At 63.3% G+C, this 20,072-nt stretch carries 20 protein-coding genes; 9 read left to right on the plus strand and 11 right to left on the minus strand.

Annotated features, from left to right (window positions below):
* Positions 1-320 precede the first annotated feature (320 nt).
* A complete protein-coding gene (locus tag RCO31_RS32545; protein ID WP_308972537.1) occupies positions 321-1,112 on the plus strand; it encodes an enoyl-CoA hydratase in 792 nt (263 codons plus the stop codon).
* A 174-nt stretch (positions 1,113-1,286) separates the two neighbouring features.
* Positions 1,287-2,051 (plus strand): hypothetical protein, encoded by a 765-nt coding sequence (locus tag RCO31_RS32550; protein ID WP_308972538.1) that lies wholly within the window; start codon positions 1,287-1,289, stop codon positions 2,049-2,051.
* A gap of 170 nt (positions 2,052-2,221) precedes the next feature.
* Here RCO31_RS32550 and RCO31_RS32555 read toward each other — a convergent pair whose 3' ends face one another.
* The 4 genes from RCO31_RS32555 to RCO31_RS32570 form a co-directional block, all read right to left on the minus strand.
* A complete protein-coding gene (locus RCO31_RS32555; RefSeq protein ID WP_308972539.1) occupies positions 2,222-3,013 on the minus strand; it encodes an enoyl-CoA hydratase/isomerase family protein in 792 nt (263 codons plus the stop codon).
* A 34-nt stretch (positions 3,014-3,047) separates the two neighbouring features.
* Positions 3,048-4,208, minus strand: a complete 1,161-nt coding sequence (locus tag RCO31_RS32560; RefSeq protein ID WP_308972540.1) for an acyl-CoA dehydrogenase family protein — start codon at positions 4,206-4,208, stop codon at positions 3,048-3,050.
* Between the two features lie 26 nt (positions 4,209-4,234).
* Positions 4,235-5,299 carry an acyl-CoA dehydrogenase family protein gene (locus tag RCO31_RS32565; protein ID WP_308972541.1) on the minus strand — a complete coding sequence of 355 codons (1,065 nt, stop codon included), beginning with the start codon at positions 5,297-5,299 and terminating at the stop codon, positions 4,235-4,237.
* A gap of 247 nt (positions 5,300-5,546) precedes the next feature.
* Positions 5,547-6,446 (minus strand): SDR family oxidoreductase, encoded by a 900-nt coding sequence (locus tag RCO31_RS32570; RefSeq protein WP_308972542.1) that lies wholly within the window; start codon positions 6,444-6,446, stop codon positions 5,547-5,549.
* 367 nt (positions 6,447-6,813) lie between these two features.
* Between RCO31_RS32570 and RCO31_RS32575 the strand changes: the two genes are divergently transcribed.
* On the plus strand, positions 6,814-7,605 hold the full coding sequence (locus RCO31_RS32575) for an SDR family oxidoreductase (protein ID WP_308972543.1): 792 nt from the start codon (positions 6,814-6,816) through the stop codon (positions 7,603-7,605).
* A 127-nt stretch (positions 7,606-7,732) separates the two neighbouring features.
* On the opposite strand, the gene RCO31_RS32580 is transcribed toward RCO31_RS32575, so the two are convergent.
* Positions 7,733-8,176 carry an acetyl-CoA carboxylase biotin carboxyl carrier protein subunit gene (locus tag RCO31_RS32580; RefSeq protein WP_308972544.1) on the minus strand — a complete coding sequence of 148 codons (444 nt, stop codon included), beginning with the start codon at positions 8,174-8,176 and terminating at the stop codon, positions 7,733-7,735.
* A gap of 34 nt (positions 8,177-8,210) precedes the next feature.
* Positions 8,211-9,803, minus strand: a complete 1,593-nt coding sequence (locus tag RCO31_RS32585) for a carboxyl transferase domain-containing protein (protein WP_308972545.1) — start codon at positions 9,801-9,803, stop codon at positions 8,211-8,213.
* A gap of 272 nt (positions 9,804-10,075) precedes the next feature.
* Here RCO31_RS32585 and RCO31_RS32590 point away from each other — a divergent pair, with 272 nt between their 5' ends.
* A complete protein-coding gene (locus tag RCO31_RS32590; RefSeq protein WP_308972546.1) occupies positions 10,076-11,224 on the plus strand; it encodes a CoA transferase in 1,149 nt (382 codons plus the stop codon).
* A gap of 83 nt (positions 11,225-11,307) precedes the next feature.
* Positions 11,308-12,495 (plus strand): alpha-hydroxy acid oxidase, encoded by a 1,188-nt coding sequence (locus tag RCO31_RS32595; RefSeq protein ID WP_308972547.1) that lies wholly within the window; start codon positions 11,308-11,310, stop codon positions 12,493-12,495.
* Positions 12,496-12,647: 152 nt separating this feature from the next.
* Here the strand turns inward: RCO31_RS32595 and RCO31_RS32600 are convergent, their stop codons facing one another.
* The 4 genes from RCO31_RS32600 to RCO31_RS32615 form a co-directional block, all read right to left on the minus strand.
* The gene (locus tag RCO31_RS32600; protein ID WP_308972548.1) at positions 12,648-13,457 is read right to left on the minus strand and encodes a phosphodiesterase; all 810 of its coding nucleotides are present in this window, start codon (positions 13,455-13,457) and stop codon (positions 12,648-12,650) included.
* 28 nt (positions 13,458-13,485) lie between these two features.
* The gene (locus RCO31_RS32605) at positions 13,486-13,767 is read right to left on the minus strand and encodes a GlsB/YeaQ/YmgE family stress response membrane protein (RefSeq protein ID WP_308972550.1); all 282 of its coding nucleotides are present in this window, start codon (positions 13,765-13,767) and stop codon (positions 13,486-13,488) included.
* A gap of 36 nt (positions 13,768-13,803) precedes the next feature.
* Entirely contained in the window at positions 13,804-14,541 is a 738-nt protein-coding gene (locus RCO31_RS32610) for a YidB family protein (RefSeq protein ID WP_308972551.1), read from the minus strand.
* 179 nt (positions 14,542-14,720) lie between these two features.
* On the minus strand, positions 14,721-15,689 hold the full coding sequence (locus RCO31_RS32615; RefSeq protein ID WP_308972552.1) for a tripartite tricarboxylate transporter substrate binding protein: 969 nt from the start codon (positions 15,687-15,689) through the stop codon (positions 14,721-14,723).
* Between the two features lie 102 nt (positions 15,690-15,791).
* Between RCO31_RS32615 and RCO31_RS32620 the strand changes: the two genes are divergently transcribed.
* From RCO31_RS32620 to RCO31_RS32630, 3 genes are all read left to right on the plus strand, one after another.
* Positions 15,792-16,406 (plus strand): 2-dehydropantoate 2-reductase N-terminal domain-containing protein, encoded by a 615-nt coding sequence (locus tag RCO31_RS32620; RefSeq protein ID WP_308972553.1) that lies wholly within the window; start codon positions 15,792-15,794, stop codon positions 16,404-16,406.
* Complete coding sequence (locus RCO31_RS32625) at positions 16,399-16,797, plus strand: ketopantoate reductase C-terminal domain-containing protein (RefSeq protein WP_308972576.1); 399 nt, start codon at positions 16,399-16,401, stop codon at positions 16,795-16,797. Before RCO31_RS32620 ends, RCO31_RS32625 begins: the two co-directional genes overlap by 8 nt.
* A 120-nt stretch (positions 16,798-16,917) precedes the next feature.
* A complete protein-coding gene (locus tag RCO31_RS32630; RefSeq protein ID WP_308972554.1) occupies positions 16,918-18,543 on the plus strand; it encodes an FMN-binding glutamate synthase family protein in 1,626 nt (541 codons plus the stop codon).
* Positions 18,544-18,616: 73 nt separating this feature from the next.
* Here the strand turns inward: RCO31_RS32630 and RCO31_RS32635 are convergent, their stop codons facing one another.
* A complete protein-coding gene (locus tag RCO31_RS32635) occupies positions 18,617-19,015 on the minus strand; it encodes a RidA family protein (protein ID WP_308972555.1) in 399 nt (132 codons plus the stop codon).
* 192 nt (positions 19,016-19,207) lie between these two features.
* On the opposite strand from RCO31_RS32635, the gene RCO31_RS32640 reads away from it, so the two are divergent.
* Positions 19,208-20,053 carry an MBL fold metallo-hydrolase gene (locus tag RCO31_RS32640; protein WP_308972556.1) on the plus strand — a complete coding sequence of 282 codons (846 nt, stop codon included), beginning with the start codon at positions 19,208-19,210 and terminating at the stop codon, positions 20,051-20,053.
* The last annotated feature ends 19 nt before the right edge of the window (positions 20,054-20,072 follow it).

Below are 20,072 nucleotides of genomic sequence, written 5' to 3' on the forward strand. Positions count from 1 at the left end.
GCGGTGCCAAGCGACGTGCAGGGGCACATGGATCGTGTCATCTATGAGGCGAGGTGCGCTCGCCGCCTTCATGACGAGCCGCCTGCTCGTCACGCCGAAGTCCGAGGGGAAAGCGGGCGAACACAATCGGCTGTGGCCATGGGCCCCTGCTTCGCACACGCGGCTCTGAATGCCTGTCGTTGCTGCCGCGATTCGCCGTTCGTCCGCCACCAGATCATCTCGGCACATGCATATCGGCGGCTGGCCTATGCACGCAGCAATTCCTGTTGCCCTCACCCGGACAGTCGCGCCATTGTCGCCGTCAATCAACGGAGGAAGCTATGACGGACGTCATCTTGCAGGATCTTAAAGACGGTCTTCTGACCATCACCATGAACCGTCCCGAGCGCAAGAATGCCATGAGTCCGGAGTTTACGCTGGCGCTGGTGCATGCGGCGCAGCGGGGCGCGGATGATCCTGACGTGCGGGCAGTGCTGCTGAAGGGCGCAGGCGGAACGTTCTGCGTCGGCGGCGACGTGCGCGGCATGGCAGATCCGAACCGCAAAGCGCCGAGCCTGGAAGAGCGCATCGTCAGCTTGCGCGGCCGTATGGAGGCTTCGCGCATCCTGCACGAGATGAGCAAGCCGGTGGTGGCTGCGGTGGAAGGAGCTGCAGCTGGTGCCGGCCTGTCGCTGGCACTGGCCTGCGATTTGCGCGTCGTTGGCGAGACGGCGAAGATCACCACCGCCTTCGCCAAGGTTGGCCTCTCCGGCGATTACGGCGGCACCTACTATCTCACCAAGCTGATCGGCAGCGCCAAGGCACGTGAACTGTATCTGCTGTCGCCGATCCTGAGCGGCAAGGAAGCGCATGCAATCGGCATGATGACCCGCTGCGTTCCTGACGCAGATGTCGTCAAGGCTGCGACCGAGCTTGCGATGCAGCTCGCGAAGGGCCCGACGATCACGCTCGGCTACATCAAGCGCAATATCAATAACGCCGAGAAGTTCGGAATCGAGGCTTGTTTCGACGGCGAAGCTGCCGGTCACTCACGCTGCAGTGAGACTGCGGATCATAAGGAAGCCGCCGCAGCCTTTGTCGAAAAGCGCGCGCCGGTGTTTGCAAATAAATGAGCCCAGGCTCGCTCCCCTTATCATCGAAAGCGACGCGTCTCGAACCATGAAGCCCGGATGCTTGTCCGGTCAGATTGGGCCTTAACCTTCGAGGCGCCCGCGTCGCTCCTCGAGTTTCGCAAGGCTCTTCAGGATGAGGACGAGAGAGCGCAAGAGTATACGGGAGGATCATCGATGCCCGACTTCCTTCGCCTGAAGCAGATCTGCCTGGTCGCGCCGCAGCTCGCTCCTTCGGCATCCCACATAGCGTCGGTCATGGGACTCGACATCTGTTACCGAGATCCAGCCGTCGGCGCTTACGGGCTCGAGAACGTCCTGTATCCGGTTGATACGACGCTTCTCGAGGTCGTGGCACCGACGCGACCCGGCACGGCCGCCGGTCGTTTCCTCGACAAGATCAAGGGCCATGGCGGCTACATGGTCATCTTCACCGCAAGCGACGTCGAGCGTCGCAGAGAACATGCCAAGGCGATCGGCATCCGCATCGCGCACACGATCGACAAGCCGACGTTCTACGGTATCCAATTGCACCCGGCAGACTGTCGCGCCGCATTCGTCGATTTCAATCGGACACAGGACAGCGACGGCATCCTGGGCCCCTACACGGTCGCGGGGCCGAACTGGCAGAAGTACATCCGCAAGGATACGACGCAGGCAATCGTCGGTCTGGAAGTCGAAAGCCCCGATCCAGCGAACCTCGCGGCGCATTGGGCGAAGATCATCGAGGTGCCGGTCGGCAAGAGTGCCGAGGGCGATCCGGAGCTGACCTTCGTGAACTGCAGCGTTCGTTTCATCAAGGGCCCGGCCGAAGTGCTCGGCGGGCTCGTGTTCAAGGTGAACGATGTCGCGAAGGTGAAGGCGGCGGCCGCCGCAAGAGGCTACGAGGTGGAAGGCAACTCGTTCCACATGTGTGGTGTCAATTTCCGACTGACGGCATAGGCGTTTTGGGCCATCGCGTGGCGCGATGTTTCGCGTCTCGCGATGAGTTCTGATCCTCGCGAGATGCCGGGTTCGACCGCATCCAAGTCGACCTTAGCCGACTTTAGCCGACTTGGATGTCGATGATGCCCAATCTCGGCCGACCCGGGATTGGTTGCGGGCGGCCCGCGTTACCGTCCCTTCCAGTTGGCGACGCGGCGTTCGTTGGTGGCCTTGACGCCTTCCTTGAAATCTTCCGTCCCACGCAGCCAGTTCTGCTCTTTCAGCTCGTGGTCGGTCGCGATCTTGACCCGGTCGGCAAGGTCGCCGCGCATGGTCTTGCGCGTCGAGGTAATCGCGAGCGGTGCGCTCTCGGCGATCTCGGCAGCGAGCTTTGTCGCCTCGGCGCGGACCTGATCCTGCGGCACGCAGACGTTGGCGAGACCGATTCGCGTTGCTTCTTCACCGCCGATGCGCCGGCCGGTATAGAACAACAGCTCTGCCTGGTTCTTGCCGACCAGCTCAGTGAGCAGCACGGTCAGGCCGAATCCCGGGTGGAAGCCGAGACGCGTGAAGTTCGCCGAGAAGCGGGCCTCCGGACACGTGACACGGAAGTCGGCCGCGCAGGCGACGCCCAGCCCACCGCCGATGGCGGCGCCGTGTACGGCGGCGACGATCGGCTTCTTCGTGCGCAGCAGCCGCACTGCTTCCTGGTACAGGTGGTTGGTCGGCGAGCCGCCCACGGTGGTCGGCTGCTCATTCTGCCGTTTCGGATCGTTGAAGTTCGCGCCGGCGCAGAACGACTTGCCTTGCGCGCACAACACCACGGCGCGGACGCTGTCGTCCTTGTCGAACTCCTCCATCGCGGTCGCGATCTGCTGGATCAGCTCCATGTCGAAGAAGTTGTGGGGCGGGCGGCGGATTTCGATCGTGCCGACGAAATTAGCGGCCTTGTCGACGCCGATGTCCTTGTACGTTGTCATGCGAAATCCTCTTGTTTGTTTTGGCTCTAGTTGGTCACCGCAGCCCGAGTCCGCGGGCAATGATGCCGCGCAGCACTTCCGTCGTGCCGCCCTGGATGGTGAGTTTTGGCGCCACCTTGGTGGCATAGGCGAGGTGTTTCTTCAACGGCATCTGGTTGCCCGGCTCCTGCTCGATGAAGGCGGCCAGCGTGCGCGCGTTTCCGGGCAGCGCCTGCTCCCACAGGGTGCCCATGTCCTTGACGATCGACGCTTCGACCACCGGTTCCTTGCCGGCCTCGAGCATGCCCGCGACCGAGACCGACATGCGGCGTAGCGTATGCAACTGTGCGACCAGACGACCGATGCCCTCGGCCGAACGCACGTCGGGATTGTTGCCCATGGCCCGCACAAGTTCGGTCAGCACGTAGTAGGTTTCAAGAAAGCGCTCCGGACCCGAACGCTCATAGGCGAGCTCGGTGGTCGCCTGCTTCCATGCGCCGTCGATTTCGCCAAGCACGTGGTCTTCGGGAATAAAAGCGTCCTGAAACACCACCTCATTGAACTCGCGCTGGCCGCTCATCTGGGTGATCTGGTTGCAGGTGATGCCCTTCGTCTTCATCGGCACGAGGAACGACGTCAGGCCGTGGCGCCGGTTCTCCTTCGTCGGAGCTGAGGTGCGGAACAGACCGATCATGTAGTCGGATTTGTGCGCGTTCGAGGTCCAGATCTTGGTGCCGTTGATCAGGTAACCGCCCTCGGTCTTGGTCGCCTTGGTCTTGGCGGCAAACAGGTCGGAGCCCGAGCCCGGCTCGCTCATGCCGATACAGAACTGGATCTCACCCTTGACGATGCGCGGCAGCACGTCGGCTTTGATCTTCTCCGAACCGTATCTGATGATCGTCGGTCCGCTTTGCCGGTCGGCGGTGAAATAGACGCCGGTCGGCGCGTTGGCGACGCGGAATTCCTCCGTCAGCACGTAGCGCTCGAGGAAGCTTCGCTCGCGGCCGCCATATTTCTTCGGCCACGTCATGCCGATCCAGCCCTTGGCGGCGACGCGCTTGGCGAATTCCCGGCCATCTGCGGAATCACCCCGGCGCGGATTATTGGGATCGAACGTGCCGCGTGCGATCTCTTCGCTGAGGAAGGCGCGGGCCTCCCGCCGCAACGCTTGGCAGGTTTCAGGCAGGCGGATCGGATCGAAGGTGAGGGAGGACATAGTCTTTGGTCCCTGAAGTCGAGATGTCAGCGGGAGGCGACGAGCGGCCAGAGGTCGTCGGCGCCACGCCGGGCGACCCTGTTGCCGAGCTCGACCGCCCAGTAGCTCTCGTTGCCGAAGTCGTCACGCCAGCCGAGCGTGCGCAGGCTGAAGCGGTGCAGAACGTATTCCTTCGTGAAACCGATCGCGCCATGCACCTGATGGGCGATGGCGGAGCCCGTGCCGGCCGCCTCCGCACAGCGGATTTTTGCGGCGGCCGCTTCGAGGAAGGTGGTTTCGTCGTTCCATGGGGTGCCGGTTGCGACCGTTTCCGCCGCTGAACCTGCCGCAGCAACAGCGGCCGCGGTTTCGCCTGCGAGCTTTGCGAGATTGTGCTGCACCGCCTGGAATTTCGAGATCTTCTTCTCGAACGCGACGCGCTCCTGCGAGTAGTTGACACTGCGCGTCAACATGTATTGCAGACTGCCTGCAATCTGCAGCGAGCGCGCGACGCAGCCCATCAGCATCAGTGCGGTCTGATCGAAATCTTTCGGCGCGGAGCCGGTCTTGAGCGGCGTCGTCTTGTCGAACACGAGATTGTCCGCAGGTTCTCCGGCGAGATTTTCGTCGTCCTCGCGCCGGCAATCCTTCGCGGCTACCAGTGCGATGGTGACGCCCTTGGCGCCGTGCGCCAGCACTGCGAAGTGCTGCGCCTCTCGGGCGAATGGAATGTTCTGCGCCCGGCCGCTCAGTGTGCCATCCGCATTCAGGGTGATCTTGTCTTTCGGCTGCACCGGGGCGACCGACATCGCACCTTCCGGTGAAACGATTCCACCCTGGGACAAAAGCCAGCCAGCCAGCATTGTTTCGGCCAGTGGTACGGGAACCGCGAACCGGCCTGCGGCGCTCAGGAGCTCGAAGCCATCCGCGAGGCTCGCACCCGAGCCGCCATGCTCTTCGGAGACCCACGGCAAAGTCAGGCCGTTCTCAGTCAGCGCCTTCCAGAGGGCCTCTTTCCACGTGTCGTCTTTTGCGCTGTTGACCGTCTGCGGGTCGCACAGGTCCGCGAAAATCCGCTCCGCCGTTTCCACGACGATACTGCTCTCTCCCACGACGTTCCTCTTCTGATCGCGTGTTTTGCTTGGTGGAATGATGTTCAAAAACGCCAGTCCATGGCAAGCGGCATTGTTGAACGGCCGACCGGCGCAATTTGCAGTGCAAACAAAACGGCCCCGCAGACGGGGCCGTTCCAGCATTTGAAAAAGTTGCTCACAGGAGCGTGTCATCTCGTCCGGTCGAAACAGGTCTGCCGCACGTGTTCGTGCGGAAAGGCGAGCACGACTGCGGCGACGCCTGCGCTCAGTCGAGATCGTTGCTGTCCATGCCGCCGTTGCGGCGGGCCTCGTTCGCCATCTTGCGCAGCGCGGGGCCGAGCTTCACAGGATCGGCGAACGGTTCGCTCTGCGGACCGCGATGCCAGCCTTCCATCACCGAGAATACGCCGTTGCCGATGTAGAACACGCGCGCGGTGATGTCTTCGGCTTCCTCGCTCGCGAGGTAGGTGATGACCGGCGCGATCCACTTCGGATCGCCCGCGGCTTTCTGCTCCTCGGTGCGTTCGCGCAGGCCCTCGGTCATGCGCGTCACGGCGCTCGGCGAGATCGCATTCACGGTGACGCCGATGCGGCGCAGTTCGCGGGCGGCGATGATCGAGAACGCGGCGATGCCGGCCTTGGCGGCGCCGTAGTTGGTCTGGCCCATATTGCCGAACAGGCCGGAGGTCGACGAGGTGTTGATGATGCGGCCGTTTACGGACTTGCCGGTCTCCTTGTTCTTGGCGCGCCAGTACTCGACGGCATGACGCGACGGGCAGAAGGTGCCTTTCAGGTGCACCTTGATCACGTCATCCCATTCCTGCTCGGTCATGTTCATCAGCATGCGGTCACGCAGGATGCCGGCGTTGTTCACCAGCACGTCGAGCTTGCCATAGGTCTTGACCGCCTGGTCGATCATGTTCTTGGCGCCGGACCAGCTCGACACGTCGTCGCCGTTGGCAACTGCCTCGCCGCCCGCCTTCTTGATGGTCTCCACCACCTCGTGGGCCGGACCCGCGTCGGCGCCGGTTCCGTCGACCTTCGCGCCCAGGTCGTTGACGACAACCTTGGCGCCGTGCGCGGCCAGCATGATCGCGTGCTCACGGCCGACACCACGGCCTGCGCCGGTGACGATTGCAACTCTTCCCTCACACAAACGGGCCATCTCGTCTCATCCCTTATGAATTGGACTTTGCTACTGTTGGAAACTTCGCGAACCTGTCATAGGCGCAATAACGGCCAAGGCGTCAACCGCCTTGGGCTCATGGGGCGTCTGCGCTGCGGTCATTGACGCTGGTGTCCCGGTTCTAACGTTCGCATCACTTTGCGGCACGCTCGTCTACGAACGCCAGAACCAAGACGGACACTAGCAACGTTATGATGCTAGTGCGCTTTTTGGATTTGACGTTCGTACGAAGGACTGGCGAAATCCAGCGCACTAGCTCAGGCGGCCTTCTGTTGCTACCGTCGGCGCCGCACCACCGCCGCGGCGCGGCCGGTCAATCAGCGAACGATGAAGGTGGGAGAAACGAATGTCATTTAAAGACTTGTGCGTTCTGGTGACCGGCTCGGCATCAGGGCTTGGCGCTGCGACTGCGCAGCAGATTGCCAGCGACGGCGCGCGTGTGATCGTCAACTATTCATCGAGCAAGAAGGAAGCCGAGGAGACCGCCGAGCTTTGCCGCAAGGCGGGCGCCGCCGAGGTGCTGGTGGTCCAGGGCGACGTCGCCAAGGATGACGACTGCAAGAAGCTCGCAGCCGCGGCAGCGCCGTGGGGCCGCCTCGACGCACTGATCAACAATGCGGGCGTTACCAAGCATGTTCCCAATCATGGCCTGCTCGACGAGCTGTCTGCCGATGATTTCCAGCGCATCTACGCGGTCAACGTGGTCGGCACGTTCCAGATGATCCGTGCCGCGCGGGCGCTGTTGGAAGCAGGCGCTAAGGCCTCGGGACACAACTCCGCTGTGGTCAACATTGCGTCGGTGGCCGGCATTAATGGCGGCGGGTCGTCGGTCGCCTATGCCGCAAGCAAAGGCGCGCTGATCACGATGACCAAGTCGCTCGGGCGGGCGCTCGCGCCCGCCATTCGCGTCAATGCGGTGTGCCCCGGCTATATCGACACGCCGTGGTTCTCGAAGGGACGCGGACAGGAGGCGGCCGACAAGCTGCGCGAACAGGTGAAAGGGAGGGTGCCGCTGAAGCTCGCCTCCAGGCCGGAGGATATCGCCGAACTCGTGACGTTCCTCGCGAGCCCCGCATCCGGCAACATGACCGGTGAAGCCGTGCGCATGGACGCCGGGATGCATCTGAACGGGGGATGAGCGGCCTGTCATTCCGGGTGACGTGACGCGAAGCATAACCCACCGTCATTGCGAGCGCAGCGAAGCACTCCAGTCTGAGTCCGCCGCAACCGCAGACTGGATTGCTTCGCTGCGCTCGCAATGACGACTATCCAATCACGACCAGCGGCTGTCCCTGATCGACCGAGTCGCCCGACTCAATGAGGATCTTCGTCACGGTGCCGGCTTTCGGCGCGGTGATCGGGTTGAACGTCTTCATGGCCTCGATCAGCAGCAGCGTCTGTCCTGCGTCCACCCTCGCGCCGACGTCGATGAAGGTGGGTGCATTCGGCTCCGGCGTCAGATAGGCGACCCCCACCATCGGGCTCAGCACTGCACCCGGGTCGACCGCCGGGATGGTCGCCGGCGCAGCGACTGCTGCATGAGGCACAGCGTTCGGCACGATCACCTGCTGCATCGGAGCTTGCGCGGATCCGCGCACAACGCGGATGCGACGATCCTTCTCGGCAAGCTCGATCTCGGTCAGGCCGGTTTCATTCATCAGCTTCGCGAGCATCCGGATCGCGCCGGGCTCGAACGGAATGGGAGCCATCGTTTCTGTCTTGGTCCTGATCAGTCGGAGGAGGTTATGGCCGCATGGTGAATGCGGACGGCCCGGTCTGGCGCAAGGGCGCCGCGAGATTGGCGAACTCGCAGATCAACGGTCGCGTATCGCGCGGGTCGATGATCTCCTCCACCAAAAACGCTTCGGCGGTCCGGAACGGTGAGCGAAGGCGTTCGAGTCGCGCCTCGATTTCGGCGAGCTTGGCGACCGGATCGTCCGAGGTGTCGATCTCCGCACGGTAGGCTGCTTCGACGCCGCCCTCGAGCGGCAGCGAGCCCCAGTTGCCGGACGGCCAGGAGTAACGGAACGACGGATGCGTATGCGGCAGATGCGCGCCGCCGCCGACACCGAAGACATTGCGCACAATGATCGAGCACCACGGCACCGTGCTTTGGTGGATCGCGCTCACCGCCTGCACGGCAAACCGCATCGTGCCGGTGGACTCCGCATTCAGCCCGACCGCGAAACCGAAACAGTCGACGAGATGCACGACCGGCAGATGAAACGTCTGGCAGGTATCGATGAATTTGGTGATCTTGCGGGATGCCGCGGCATTCCAGGCGCCGCCGTCATGCAGCGGATCGCCGGCGAGGATGCCGACGGGCCAGCCGTCGAGCCGCGCAAAGCCGGTGATGATGGCGCGGCCGAAACCACGCGCGATCTCGAAGAACGAGCCTTGGTCGACCACCGTCTCGATGATGCGGCGCATCTGATAGGCCTTCTTGCGATCCCGCGGCACCGCGGTCATCAGGCTCTCGTCCCGCCGGTTCGGATCGTCCCAGCTTTCGGCGCGCGGCGGCAGCTCCCAGATCGACGACGGCAGATAGGACAGAAATTTGCGCGCCCGCGCGAACGCCTCTTCCTCGCTGTCGACCGCATCATCGACAGTGCCTGCGGCGATCTGCACCCTGTGGCCACCGAGCTCCTGCTTGGTGCGCTTCTCACCGAGCCGGTCGACCACCGGTGGGCCGGCGACGAACACCGCGGACTTTTCCTTCACCATCAACGAGTAATGGCTGGCCGAGAGCCGCGCGGCGCCAAGGCCGGCCACCGAACCGAGACCCAGCGCAACAACAGGCACGAGACCCATGTTGATGGCGCACAGATGCAGGCCGGATGAGACGGCGATGCCGCCCGGCAGGTTGGCATATCCCTTGGTCTCGATCGTCTTGACCGAGCCGCCGCCGCCGGAGCCCTCGATGATGCGGATGATGGGCATGCGAAATTCCGCTGCCATCCGTTCCGGCATTTGATACTTCTCGCGGATCGAGGCGTCGGCCGAGCCGCCGCGCACGGTGAAATCGTCGCCGAAGATCATCACCGGACGGCTGTCGATCCGGCCGCGGCCGAATACGCCGTTGCCGGGGACGAAGTCGATCATGTTGCCGTCTTTGTCGTACTTCGCCTTGCCGGCGATGCTGCCGAGCTCATGGAACGACGTGGGGTCGAGAATCCGGTCGATGCGCTCACGCACCGTGAGCCGACCTCCGGCATGCTGGCGATCGACGCGCTCCTTACCGCCCATCTGCCGGGCGATACGCTTGCGTTCCGCAAGTTCGTCCAGTTCCTTCTGCCAGCCGACGTCTTCGACCGGCGGCGTCACGGGGCGATTCATCGTCTCATCTCCCTCATGGCCCGACGCTCTCGCATCGGTTCATGGTGTCGTTGGTCTGTTCGCGCATCGAGCAGCCGAATGCGCGCCGTTGATTGCTGCGCAGTTTCACAACTTTGGCTGAGAAGTCCATGCACCATCGGCGCTTTTGCGCTCCGCCCAGTGCATATGGTGTATTCCGAAGCGGCAGGTATCGCAGCGGTGACAGCATCCTTGCCTTCCGCTAGCGATAGGAGCAACAACACCCTAAACGCGCATCGAGGGAGACCATTGTCATGGCCGGGCCGCTCACAGGCATCAAGGTGATCGAGATTGGGCAGGCGTTCGCGGGCCCACTTGCCGGCGCGATCATGGCCGACATGGGCGCCGACGTGATCAAGGTCGAGAAGCCTGATGGCGGCGACGATGCCCGGATGTGGGGACCTCCGTTCGTCGACGAATCCTCGATGATGTTTCATGCAAACAACCGCAACAAGCGTTCGGTCACGGTCGATATCAAGAGCGCGGCGGACGTCGAGAAGCTGAAACGGCTCGCGCGTGACGCGGACATCCTCATCCAGAACCTGCGCCCAGGCATCGTCGAGGAGATGGGCATCGGGCCGGCCGCCATGCAGGCGGTCAACCCACGGCTGATCTACTGCTCGATCGGCGCGTTCGGCAACAAAGGGCCGATGCGCGACGCTCCGGGGTTCGACCCGCTTGCCCAGGCCTATGGGGCGGTGATGACGCTGACCGGTCGGCCTGAGGATCCGCCGACATTCTGTGCGCCGGCAATCAACGATGCCGCTACCGGTATGTGGTCGGTGATCGGCATCCTGGCGGCGCTGCAGGAGCGCAATCGCACCGGTAAGGGTTGCGTGATCGACACGTCGTTGTTTGAGTCGGCGGTGAGCTGGGTCGCCGGCTCGCTGAACAACTATCACCTCAGCGGCAATGCGCCGAAGCGTTTCGGCGGAGCAAGTGCAACGCTGGTGCCCTACCAGACCTTTGACACCGCCGATCATCCGATCTGCATCGCCGCAGGCAACAATCGCCTGTTCGACAAGTGCGCGAAGGTCATGGGCCATCCGGAATGGTCCGACGACCCGCGTTTCAAGACGGGGCCGGACCGTAACGCGCATCGCGCAGAGCTCATCGCGCTGATCGAACCGGTGCTGCGGCAGAGGCCGCGGGACTACTGGCTCGCCGAGTTCACCAAGGTCGGTGTGCCGAACAGTCCCGTCAACAGCATTCCGGACCTGTCGCAGTCGGAGCAGCTCAAGGCCATGGACATCCTGCGCACGCTGCCCGGCTGCAACGCGCAAGTCGTCGGCCTGCCGATCCAGTTCAACGGCGAGCGGCCGCATCCCTATCGGGATTCGCCGAAGGTGGGCGAGCACAACGACGAAGTGTTCGGCGCACTGAAGGCCGCCGCCGCGGAGTAAACAGGCGGTCCGGCTCACGGCACGTGCCGCGTGTTGACACACGGCACGTTGCGGCCATCATGGGGCAAAAAGGGGAAACGCGCATGGCGAGCCTGGACGATTGCTACAACATCTTCGATCTGCGTGCGGCGGCGAAAAAGCGGCTGCCGCGCGGCGTGTTCGAATTCTTCGATCGCGGTACCGAGGATGAGGTCGCGCTGGTCAACAACCGGGCGGCGTTCGAGAAGCTCAAGCTCAAGCACCGCGCCCTGATCGACATGACCCATCGCACGATGGAGACGACGCTGTTCGGCAAGCCGGTCAGCATGCCGATGGCGATCGCGCCGACCGGCGTGGCGGGCATGTGCTGGTATCACGGCGAACTCGAACTGGCGAAGGCGGCGGCGGCGGCGAAGATCCCGTTCACGCTCGCCACCGGTGCGATGACGCCAATGGAGGAGATCGCCGAAAAGGCCGCCGGGCGGCTGTGGATGCAGCTCTATGTCTGGGAAAAGCGTGAGCTGTCCTACGAGCTGATCAATCGCGCAAAGAACTGCGGCTTCGAAGCGTTGATCGTGACCGTCGATACGGCCGTGTCGCCGAACCGCGAATACAACGCCAAGAACGGCTTTCATCAGCCCTTCCGGATGACGACCAAGGCGACGCTGGACATGCTAAGCCGGCCGCGCTGGATGGCGACCGTGCTGGCGCGCTACGCCATGAACGGCGGGCTGCCGAAGTACGAGAACTATCCAAAACACCTGCAGCACTCGATCCGCACCGACCCGAACGTGAATGCGGTGATGCGGCGCGACAGCCTGTCGTGGGAGGACATTAAGATCTTCCGCAAGATGTGGCCCGGCATCCTGATGGTGAAGGGCATCAACCGGCCGGACGATGCGGTGAAGGCCGCCGAGCTTGGCTGCGAAGGTATCGTCGTCTCCAATCATGGCGGGCGAAATATGGACAGCGCCGTCGCCTCGATCGACGCATTGCCGGAGATCGCGGAGGCGGTCGGCGAGAAGGCGACTGTGCTGCTCGACAGCGGGGTCCGTCGTGGCTCGGATATCGCCAAGGCGCTGGCGCTCGGTGCCAAGGCCGTGCTGACCGGCCGTGCGACGCTCTACGGCACCTCGGTGGCGGGCCAGGCAGGAGCCATGAAGGCGATCGACGTGATCAAGAAAGAGCTCGACAACACCATGGTCTACTGTGGCTGCAAGACCGTCGACGAGATCACGCCGGACATCCTGTTCGGACCGCGCGTGAATTCGGCTGCGGGGTTTGTGGGGTAGGCGAAGGACTGTAGCAATAGGCAAGCAAAGCGACGCCGTTCTTCGAACGGCTATGGCGAGCGAAGCGACCCCGGGGCTGACTCACCAGCAAGCATCCCCGCATATCGCTTCGCTCATGCGGGCTACAGTCCTCCGGACTTGCCACGCTGTAGCTACGCCCGCTTCGCCGCGTAGGTCGGTTTCGCGATGTTGAAGTCGCCGACCAGTGCGACTTGCGACGTGAAGCCGTGCGGCTCGCTCCAGTCGTGCAGGTACATTCCCGGCGGTTCGTCGATCAGCGAAATCGACGCGTCCTCGCGACGGTCCATCAGGAACTGATAAGCGGTGCTCGGCGCGGCGATGGCGACGGCGTTGCCGATTCGCGCTTGCAACGTGCAGTGCACATGACCTGCGACGATCAAGGAGACGTTCGGATAACGCGCCACCAGCGCAGCGAACTTGTCCGCGTTGCGGAACGGTCGCGCGTCGCTGAACGGGCGTCCGATCCGAAAGGCGGGATGATGCATTGCGATCATGGTCGGACGCGAGCCGCCGGCGGCGAGCTGACCTTCGAGCCACGCGAGCCGTTGCTCACACAGCGTGCCCGGCACTTCGCCGGGGATCGTCGTGTCCAGGCAAACGATGCGGGTCCGGAAGTCCTCGATCACATAGTGCAGAAACGAGGTCTTCGGCATCCACGGCGTGTCCGCGTAAGCCGCGCGCATCGGCTCGATCTCATCGTGATTGCCGGGAATGATGCAGTAGGGAAGGCCGGTGGATTCGAGCATCGCGCGAACGTCGCGATTGACGCTGACGTCGCCATGGTGCGTCGCGTCGCCGGTATGGAGGATGAAGTGGGGCCGCGGGACCATCGTCGTGATCTGCTGCAGCGCGCGTGCAAGCAGCGCGCGCGCATCATAGCGATCATGAGCGATCACGCCGGGCGCCTCGACGTGGCTATCGGTGATCTGCGCGATCAGCATGAAGTGCCCCACTACTTCGCTTGGACCGTCAGACCTTGTTGCCCGGATCGGGGATCACGCCGCGCACGACCAGCCTGTTCCAGATGAACAGCACCACAAGCGCACCGAGCGTCGCGGTGATGAAGCCGGCCCCCTGCTGCGGGCTGTACCAGCCGATGGCTTGACCGATGAAGGTCGCCAGGAATGCACCGGCGATGCCGAGCACAACAGTGAGGATGAAGCCGCCCGGGTTATTGGGACCGGGCGAAATCAATCGTGCGATCATTCCGGCGACAAAGCCGACGATGATGATCCACAGAATTCCGCCCATGTCCCCACTCCTTCTGCGTTGGCGAAGTTTGCGCCGTCAAAGCAGACGGCGCAACTCGTCGGCGGATGGCATGCGTCCGTCCGGCGTCAGCTGGTCGATCACGCCGGGCAAATGCTGGCTCAGGGCCTGCATCAACTCCTGCCGTGACATGCCGCTCTGGTCCATCATGGTCTGAATCTCGTCGGCGCCGAGCGCTCCGGCGAGATCATTCGGCGCGATCTGTTTGTTCGGGCCCTTGCTCACCCACGAGTTAGCCGCCTCGGTGTGTCCGCCCTGCTGCAGCTGCTTGAGCAGGTCGTCGAGGCCGCCGCCAAAGATGGTGCCTGCCGCGCCACCGGCGAGGAGGCCGCCGAGACCGCCTTTCAGCAGGTCGCCGAGGTTGCCGGGCGCACCGCTCGTGGCGCTGCCGCCGGGAGCTCCGCCACTGGCGCTTCTGCTGCTGGCGTTACCCGGGCTGCCGCCACCCAGTATGCTGCCGAGAATGTCGCCGAGGCTTCCACCGCCGCCCGGAAGCGATGGTTGCTCCGATGCCTGCTCGAGCGATGCCTGATCCAGTTTTGCGTTGCCGCCTGTCGGCGCACCGCCGGGTCCGGCCGGTGCAGTTTGCGGCTGCCCGCCGGTCACGTGCTTCACCGCCTTGTAGGCGAGGAGGGCGAGGACAGCCATCATGATCGGTGACATGCCGCCCTTCTCGGCGTCGGCGGAAGGTGCGCTCGGCGCGCTCGGTCCGCGCGGCCCGTTTTGCATGCCGTTGAGAATGTCGAGCAAGCCCATGGTCAGTCTCCCGTCATTCATCATTCATCATCGTCTAGTGCGGTGTTTCTGACGTTCCGATCACCCTTGCCGCAAGCTCATTCATCGGAACGTCAGAAACAGGACACTAGCCCGACGACAAATTAGTGCCGTCGTATGACGGTTACAAGGCGAGGGTAATTCCCGAGCAATTATCAGGGTTAGTCCGCACGGATGTTGGCCTCCTTGGCGACCTTGTCCCAGCGCTTGATCTCGGTTTCGATCAGGCCGCGGAAGGCTTGCGGCGACATAGCAACCGCTTCAGCGCCTTCGCCTTCCAGGAAGCGCTTCATTTCGTCGCTGCCGAGCGCCTTGTTGATTTCCGCGTTCAGCTTGGCGATGACATCGGCCGGCGTGCCGGCAGGAGTGACGATGCCCCACCAGGAAGAGGCCTCGTACCCTTTCAGGCCGATCTCATCCAGTGTCGGCACATCTGGCAGGCTTGGTGACCTTTTCAGTCCTGTCACCGCCAGCGGCCGCGCTTGTCCCGTTTTGGCAATCGGCAGGATCTGCGGCATCGATGAGATGTACAGGTCCACGTGCCCGCCGACGAGGTCGTTGACCGCGAGCGAGCCGCCCTTGTACGGCACGTGCACGATCTTTACGCCGGCCGCCGTAGCGAACAGCTCGGCAGCGATCTGGTTGATGCTGCCCGGGCCGGCAGACGCGTAGTTGATCGATCCCGGCTTGTTTTTTGCGAGCGCGATCAGATCCTGCGCGGACTTGATCGGCAGCTTGTTGGCCGATGCCATCAACAGCGGTGAACTGGCGACGAACGCGACCGGCTCGAATGCCTTCAGCGTGTCGAACGGCATGCTCGCCTTCACCGCAGGGTTGATCGTATAGGTCGACGATACGAGCAGTAGCGTGTATCCATCCGGCGCCGAGCCCGCCACGAACGACGTGCCGATCACGCCGCCGGCACCGGCGCGATTGTCGATGATGACCGTCTGTCCCCACGCCTCGCCGAGCTTCTTGCCAATGGCGCGCGCGACGATGTCGTTCGAGCCGCCTGCCGCAAACGGCACGACGAGGGTGATCTGCTTCGACGGATACTGAGCTTGCGCGCTGGTTGTGAAGCCCAAGAGCAGGCTCGCGGCGGCGGCCAGACCTGGCAGAAATTTTCTCATTGCGTTTCCTTTTGGTAGCCGCGAGCCCTTGTCTCGAGCTTCGTGCATTCTGCTATCATCGGTCTGATGGCCAGCTCGATCAAGCCTTAGGAGACCGCCGCATTGAGTGACGCGTCGAATGGCTCGATCGTCGTTGCAGGCGCGGGCAGCATTGGCTGCTTCGTCGGCGGAGCGCTGGCGGCTGCGGGGCGAAAGGTCACGTTGCTGGCGCGGCAGCGAATCATCGCCATTGTCGCAGAGCATGGCCTGCATCTGACGAGCCTTGAGGGACTCGACCGGCGCGTGCCGCCTGCAGCGGTCAGCGCGACAGAGGATCCTGCGAGCATGGCGCAGGCTGTCCTTATCCTTGTCGCAGTGAAGAGTCCGGATACCGCGGCGATCGCCGAGCTGATCGCAGCTCACGCGCCGTTGGATGCGACGATCATCAGCCTGCAAAACGGGATCGATAACGTGCCGCTGCTGCGCGAGCGGCTGCCTGGTCACAACGTGCTGGCAGGGATGGTTGCGTTCAACGTCGTCGCCATGGACGATGGGCGCTTTCATCGCGCGACGTCGGGCAACATCGTGCTGGAGCGGGATGCTGCGGACACGGCAGCGAAGCTGATCGTGCCTGGCCTTGTCGTGACGACAAGCAGCAATATGCCGGGCGTGCAGTGGGGAGCTTCTCCTCAACTTGAACAACGCAATAAACGCATTATCCAACTTGCCGTTGCGTGACCAGCTTTCACGACGTGCCTGGCGGCAGCTCCTCGCCGCGCAAATCGCCGAGGCGCTTGCGGTGACGCGGGCGGCCGGCATTGAACCTACGACCTCGCCGCTGCCGGCGTCCTGGCTTCCGTTCGTCCTGCGCCTGCCGGATTCTCTCTTTCGAACTCTCGCGGCGCCAATGCTGAAGATCGATCCGCAAGCGCGCTCGTCCATGTGGGAGGATTTGCAACTTCGGCGGCGGACGGAGATCGATCACCTGCAGGGTGCGATCGTCCGGCTTGCGGCTCGGCACGGGCTGCAGGCTCCCATGTCCCAGCGCATCACGGCCCTGGTCAGGTCGGCCGAGGCGGCGAAGCGGGGCTCGCCGGAGTTACGGCCCAGCCAGATCGCATCAATATGATGACTTGTGGTATTCTCGACGCGATCTACAGCCGTCGTACAGCCGTCACAAGGCAGGCATTTTAGGTCGTTCAGCCAAACGTGGGGCGAGGCGGGTCACGATGCCGCCAGCGAGGGTACCATGCAGACACTCATGATTCCGTTCACACCGCGCTATTTCGTCCTGACCGCGTGCGCGGTCGCGACAGTGGTGCTGTTCCTGATCGCCCTCGAAAGCTTCAAGGCCTTCGAGATCGTCATTATTCCGCTGCTGATCTTCGGCGGCCTGACGCTGGTCGGTATCCGCGATCTGCTGCAGAAGCGGCATGCCGTCCTGCGCAACTATCCGATCTCCGCGCATATTCGCTTCCTGCTCGAAAGCATCCGTCCGGAGATGCGGCAATACTTCTTCGAGAGCGAGAAGGACGGCACGCCGTTCAGCCGCGACGCACGTGCGCTGGTCTATCAGCGCGCCAAGGTCGATCTCGACAAGCGTCCGTTCGGCACCCAGTACAATGTGTATCAGGAGGGCTACGAGTGGGTGAATCACTCGGTGGCGCCGAAGCCGATCGCGACGGAGAAGTTTCGCATCACGGTCGGCGGTCCGGATTGCAAGAAGCCGTATTCGGCATCCGTCTTCAACATCTCGGCCATGAGCTTCGGTTCGCTCAGTGCAAACGCTATCCGCGCGCTGAACGGCGGGGCCAAGAAAGGCAATTTCGCGCACGACACCGGCGAGGGCGGGGTGAGCCCTTATCACCGTGAAAATGGCGGCGACCTGATCTGGGAGGTCGGTTCAGGCTATTTCGGCTGCCGCACACGCGATGCGATGTTCGACCCGGAAAAATTCGTCAAGATCGCCAGCGAAGATCAGGTCAAGATGATCGAGGTGAAGATCAGCCAGGGCGCCAAGCCGGGTCATGGCGGCGTGCTGCCGGCGGCGAAGGTCTCCAAGGAGATCGCTGCGATCCGCGGCATCGAGCTCGGGGAAGACTGCATCTCGCCGCCGCGACACAGCGCATTCTCGACGCCGATCGAAATGATGCAGTTCATCGCCGAGTTGCGCCGGCTGACGGATGGAAAGCCGGTCGGTTTCAAGCTGTGCATTGGCCACCCCTGGGAGTTTCTGTCGATCTGCAAGGCGATGCTGGAAACCAAGGTCTATCCTGATTTCATCGTCGTCGACGGCAAGGAAGGCGGCACCGGCGCGGCACCCCTCGAATTCATGGATCATCTCGGCATGCCGATGCGCGAGGGCGTGAATTTCGTTCACAACGCGCTGGTCGGCATTAATGCACGCGACCGCGTCCGCATTGGAACATCGGGCAAGATCGCAACTGCCTTCGACATCTCCCGCGCGATGGCGCTCGGCGCGGACTGGTGCAATTCCGCGCGTGGCTTCATGTTTTCGCTGGGGTGCATCCAGTCGCTGAGCTGCCATACGGACAAGTGTCCGACCGGCGTCGCCACCCAGGATCCGATCCGCGGCCGTGCGCTCTACGTCCCCGACAAGACCGAGCGGGTCTATAATTTCCATCACTTTACGCTGCACGCCCTGGCGGAGCTCACCGCGGCAGCCGGCTTCACGCATCCGAACGAGATGCGGCCGATCCACTTCACCCGCCGCGTCTCGAATTCGGAAGTGATGTCGTTCGAGCGCCTCTATCCGTCATTGCGTGCGGGCGAGCTGCTCGAAGGCACGTCGGACGCACGCTACAAGGATGCCTGGGCGATGGCGCGGCCGGACAGCTTTTCGGCGAAGGTGTGAAGGACGCGAAGAGGGAGCAGCGAATGGCCGGTGAGCGAACTATTCGCCACTCGCCATTTGCGACTTGCTCGCCTCACTTCTTCGGCACGAAGGCCGTCACCTCGATCTCTACTTTCGCACGCGCGTCGACCAGCCCCGAAATATAGAGCAGCGTCGAAGGCGGAAAGTTCTTGCCCAGCGTGTCCTTCCACGCCGCACCGATACCGGCGCCTGCCGCTTCGTATTCGTTTCGGTTGGTGATGTACCAGACGAGACGGACGATATGTTCGGGGCCGGCGCCCGCTTCCTTGAGCAGGCGGACAATGCGTTCCAGCGCGACCCGCACCTGCGCCGCGATGTCGTCGGAATAACCGTCGTCGGCATTGTGGCCGGTCTGGCCCGCGAGCACGATCCACTGACCGGGCGCGTCGACGGTCACGCCATGAGAAAAGCCGCGGGGCCTTGGCCAATCGGCAGGTTGCAGAACCGGCATGGTTGTTCTCCGTTGTTGTTCCGATCGAGCCGCTCCCGACCAGCTCATCGATGCATCATAACGTTGACGAGCTTGAAGGCAATTCGGCAAGTCGACCGCCGTCTCTCACGAAGGATTGCTGATGCCGTTCCGTGCGATGCGTGGTAGATCGCATTCAGGCAAGGCCAATGAGCACGGCCCAAGGAGAACCGCATGTCTCGGCTCGTGGTGCTGACGGTCCGGTTTCTGTCGCTGGCCTTGCTTGCCGTGTCGGCTGCGTCCGCAGCGCGCGCCGAGGGGCGCACGGCCAGCGAGTGCCTTGCGGTCGCGCAGCGCCTGCCTGGCGTGATCTTTGCACGCTACGGCGCCACGGCCGCCGCGGCCTCGAGCGTGACGATCACCTATGTGGGTCATTCAACCTATCAGATCGAGACACCGGCCGATGTGGTGATCGCCACAGACTACAACGGCGTCTATCGTCCGCCGCGGCTTCCCACCGTCGTGACGATGAATCGCGCGCATACGACGCACTACACGTTGAACCCCGATCCGCGCATCGCGCATGTGCTGCACGGTTGGGCCGACGAGGGGGCTGCGAAACATGCAGTGACGGTCGGCGACGTGTTCATCCGCAACGTTCCGACCGACATCCGCAATTTTCGCGCTTATGGATTTGGCCGCGGCGACCTGGATCTGCCGATGCAGAAGGACGGCAACTCGATCTTCATCTTCGAAGTGGCGGGCCTGTGCATCGGCCATCTCGGCCACCTGCACCACAAGCTGGACGAGAGCCATATTGCCGCCATCGGCCGCCTCGACGTGTTGATGGTGCCGATCGACGACAGCGTGACGATGACGATCGACGGCATGGCTGAGATCGTCAAGCGGCTGCGCGCGTCGATCGTGCTGCCGATGCACCGCCTCGGCACGCCGTTGCAGGAGTTTGTCGGCCGCGTCCGTGGGCAGTTCGAGGTCGACCTGAAGGCCGACCGGTCCTTTTCCGTATCCCTCGATTCGCTGCCAAAGGCGCCGACCGTGGTGATTCTCGACGGGGTCTGATCCCCGTGCAAAGAGTTCC

The organism is Bradyrhizobium sp. LHD-71, assembly GCF_031157255.1.
GTDB lineage: Bacteria > Pseudomonadota > Alphaproteobacteria > Rhizobiales > Xanthobacteraceae > P52-10.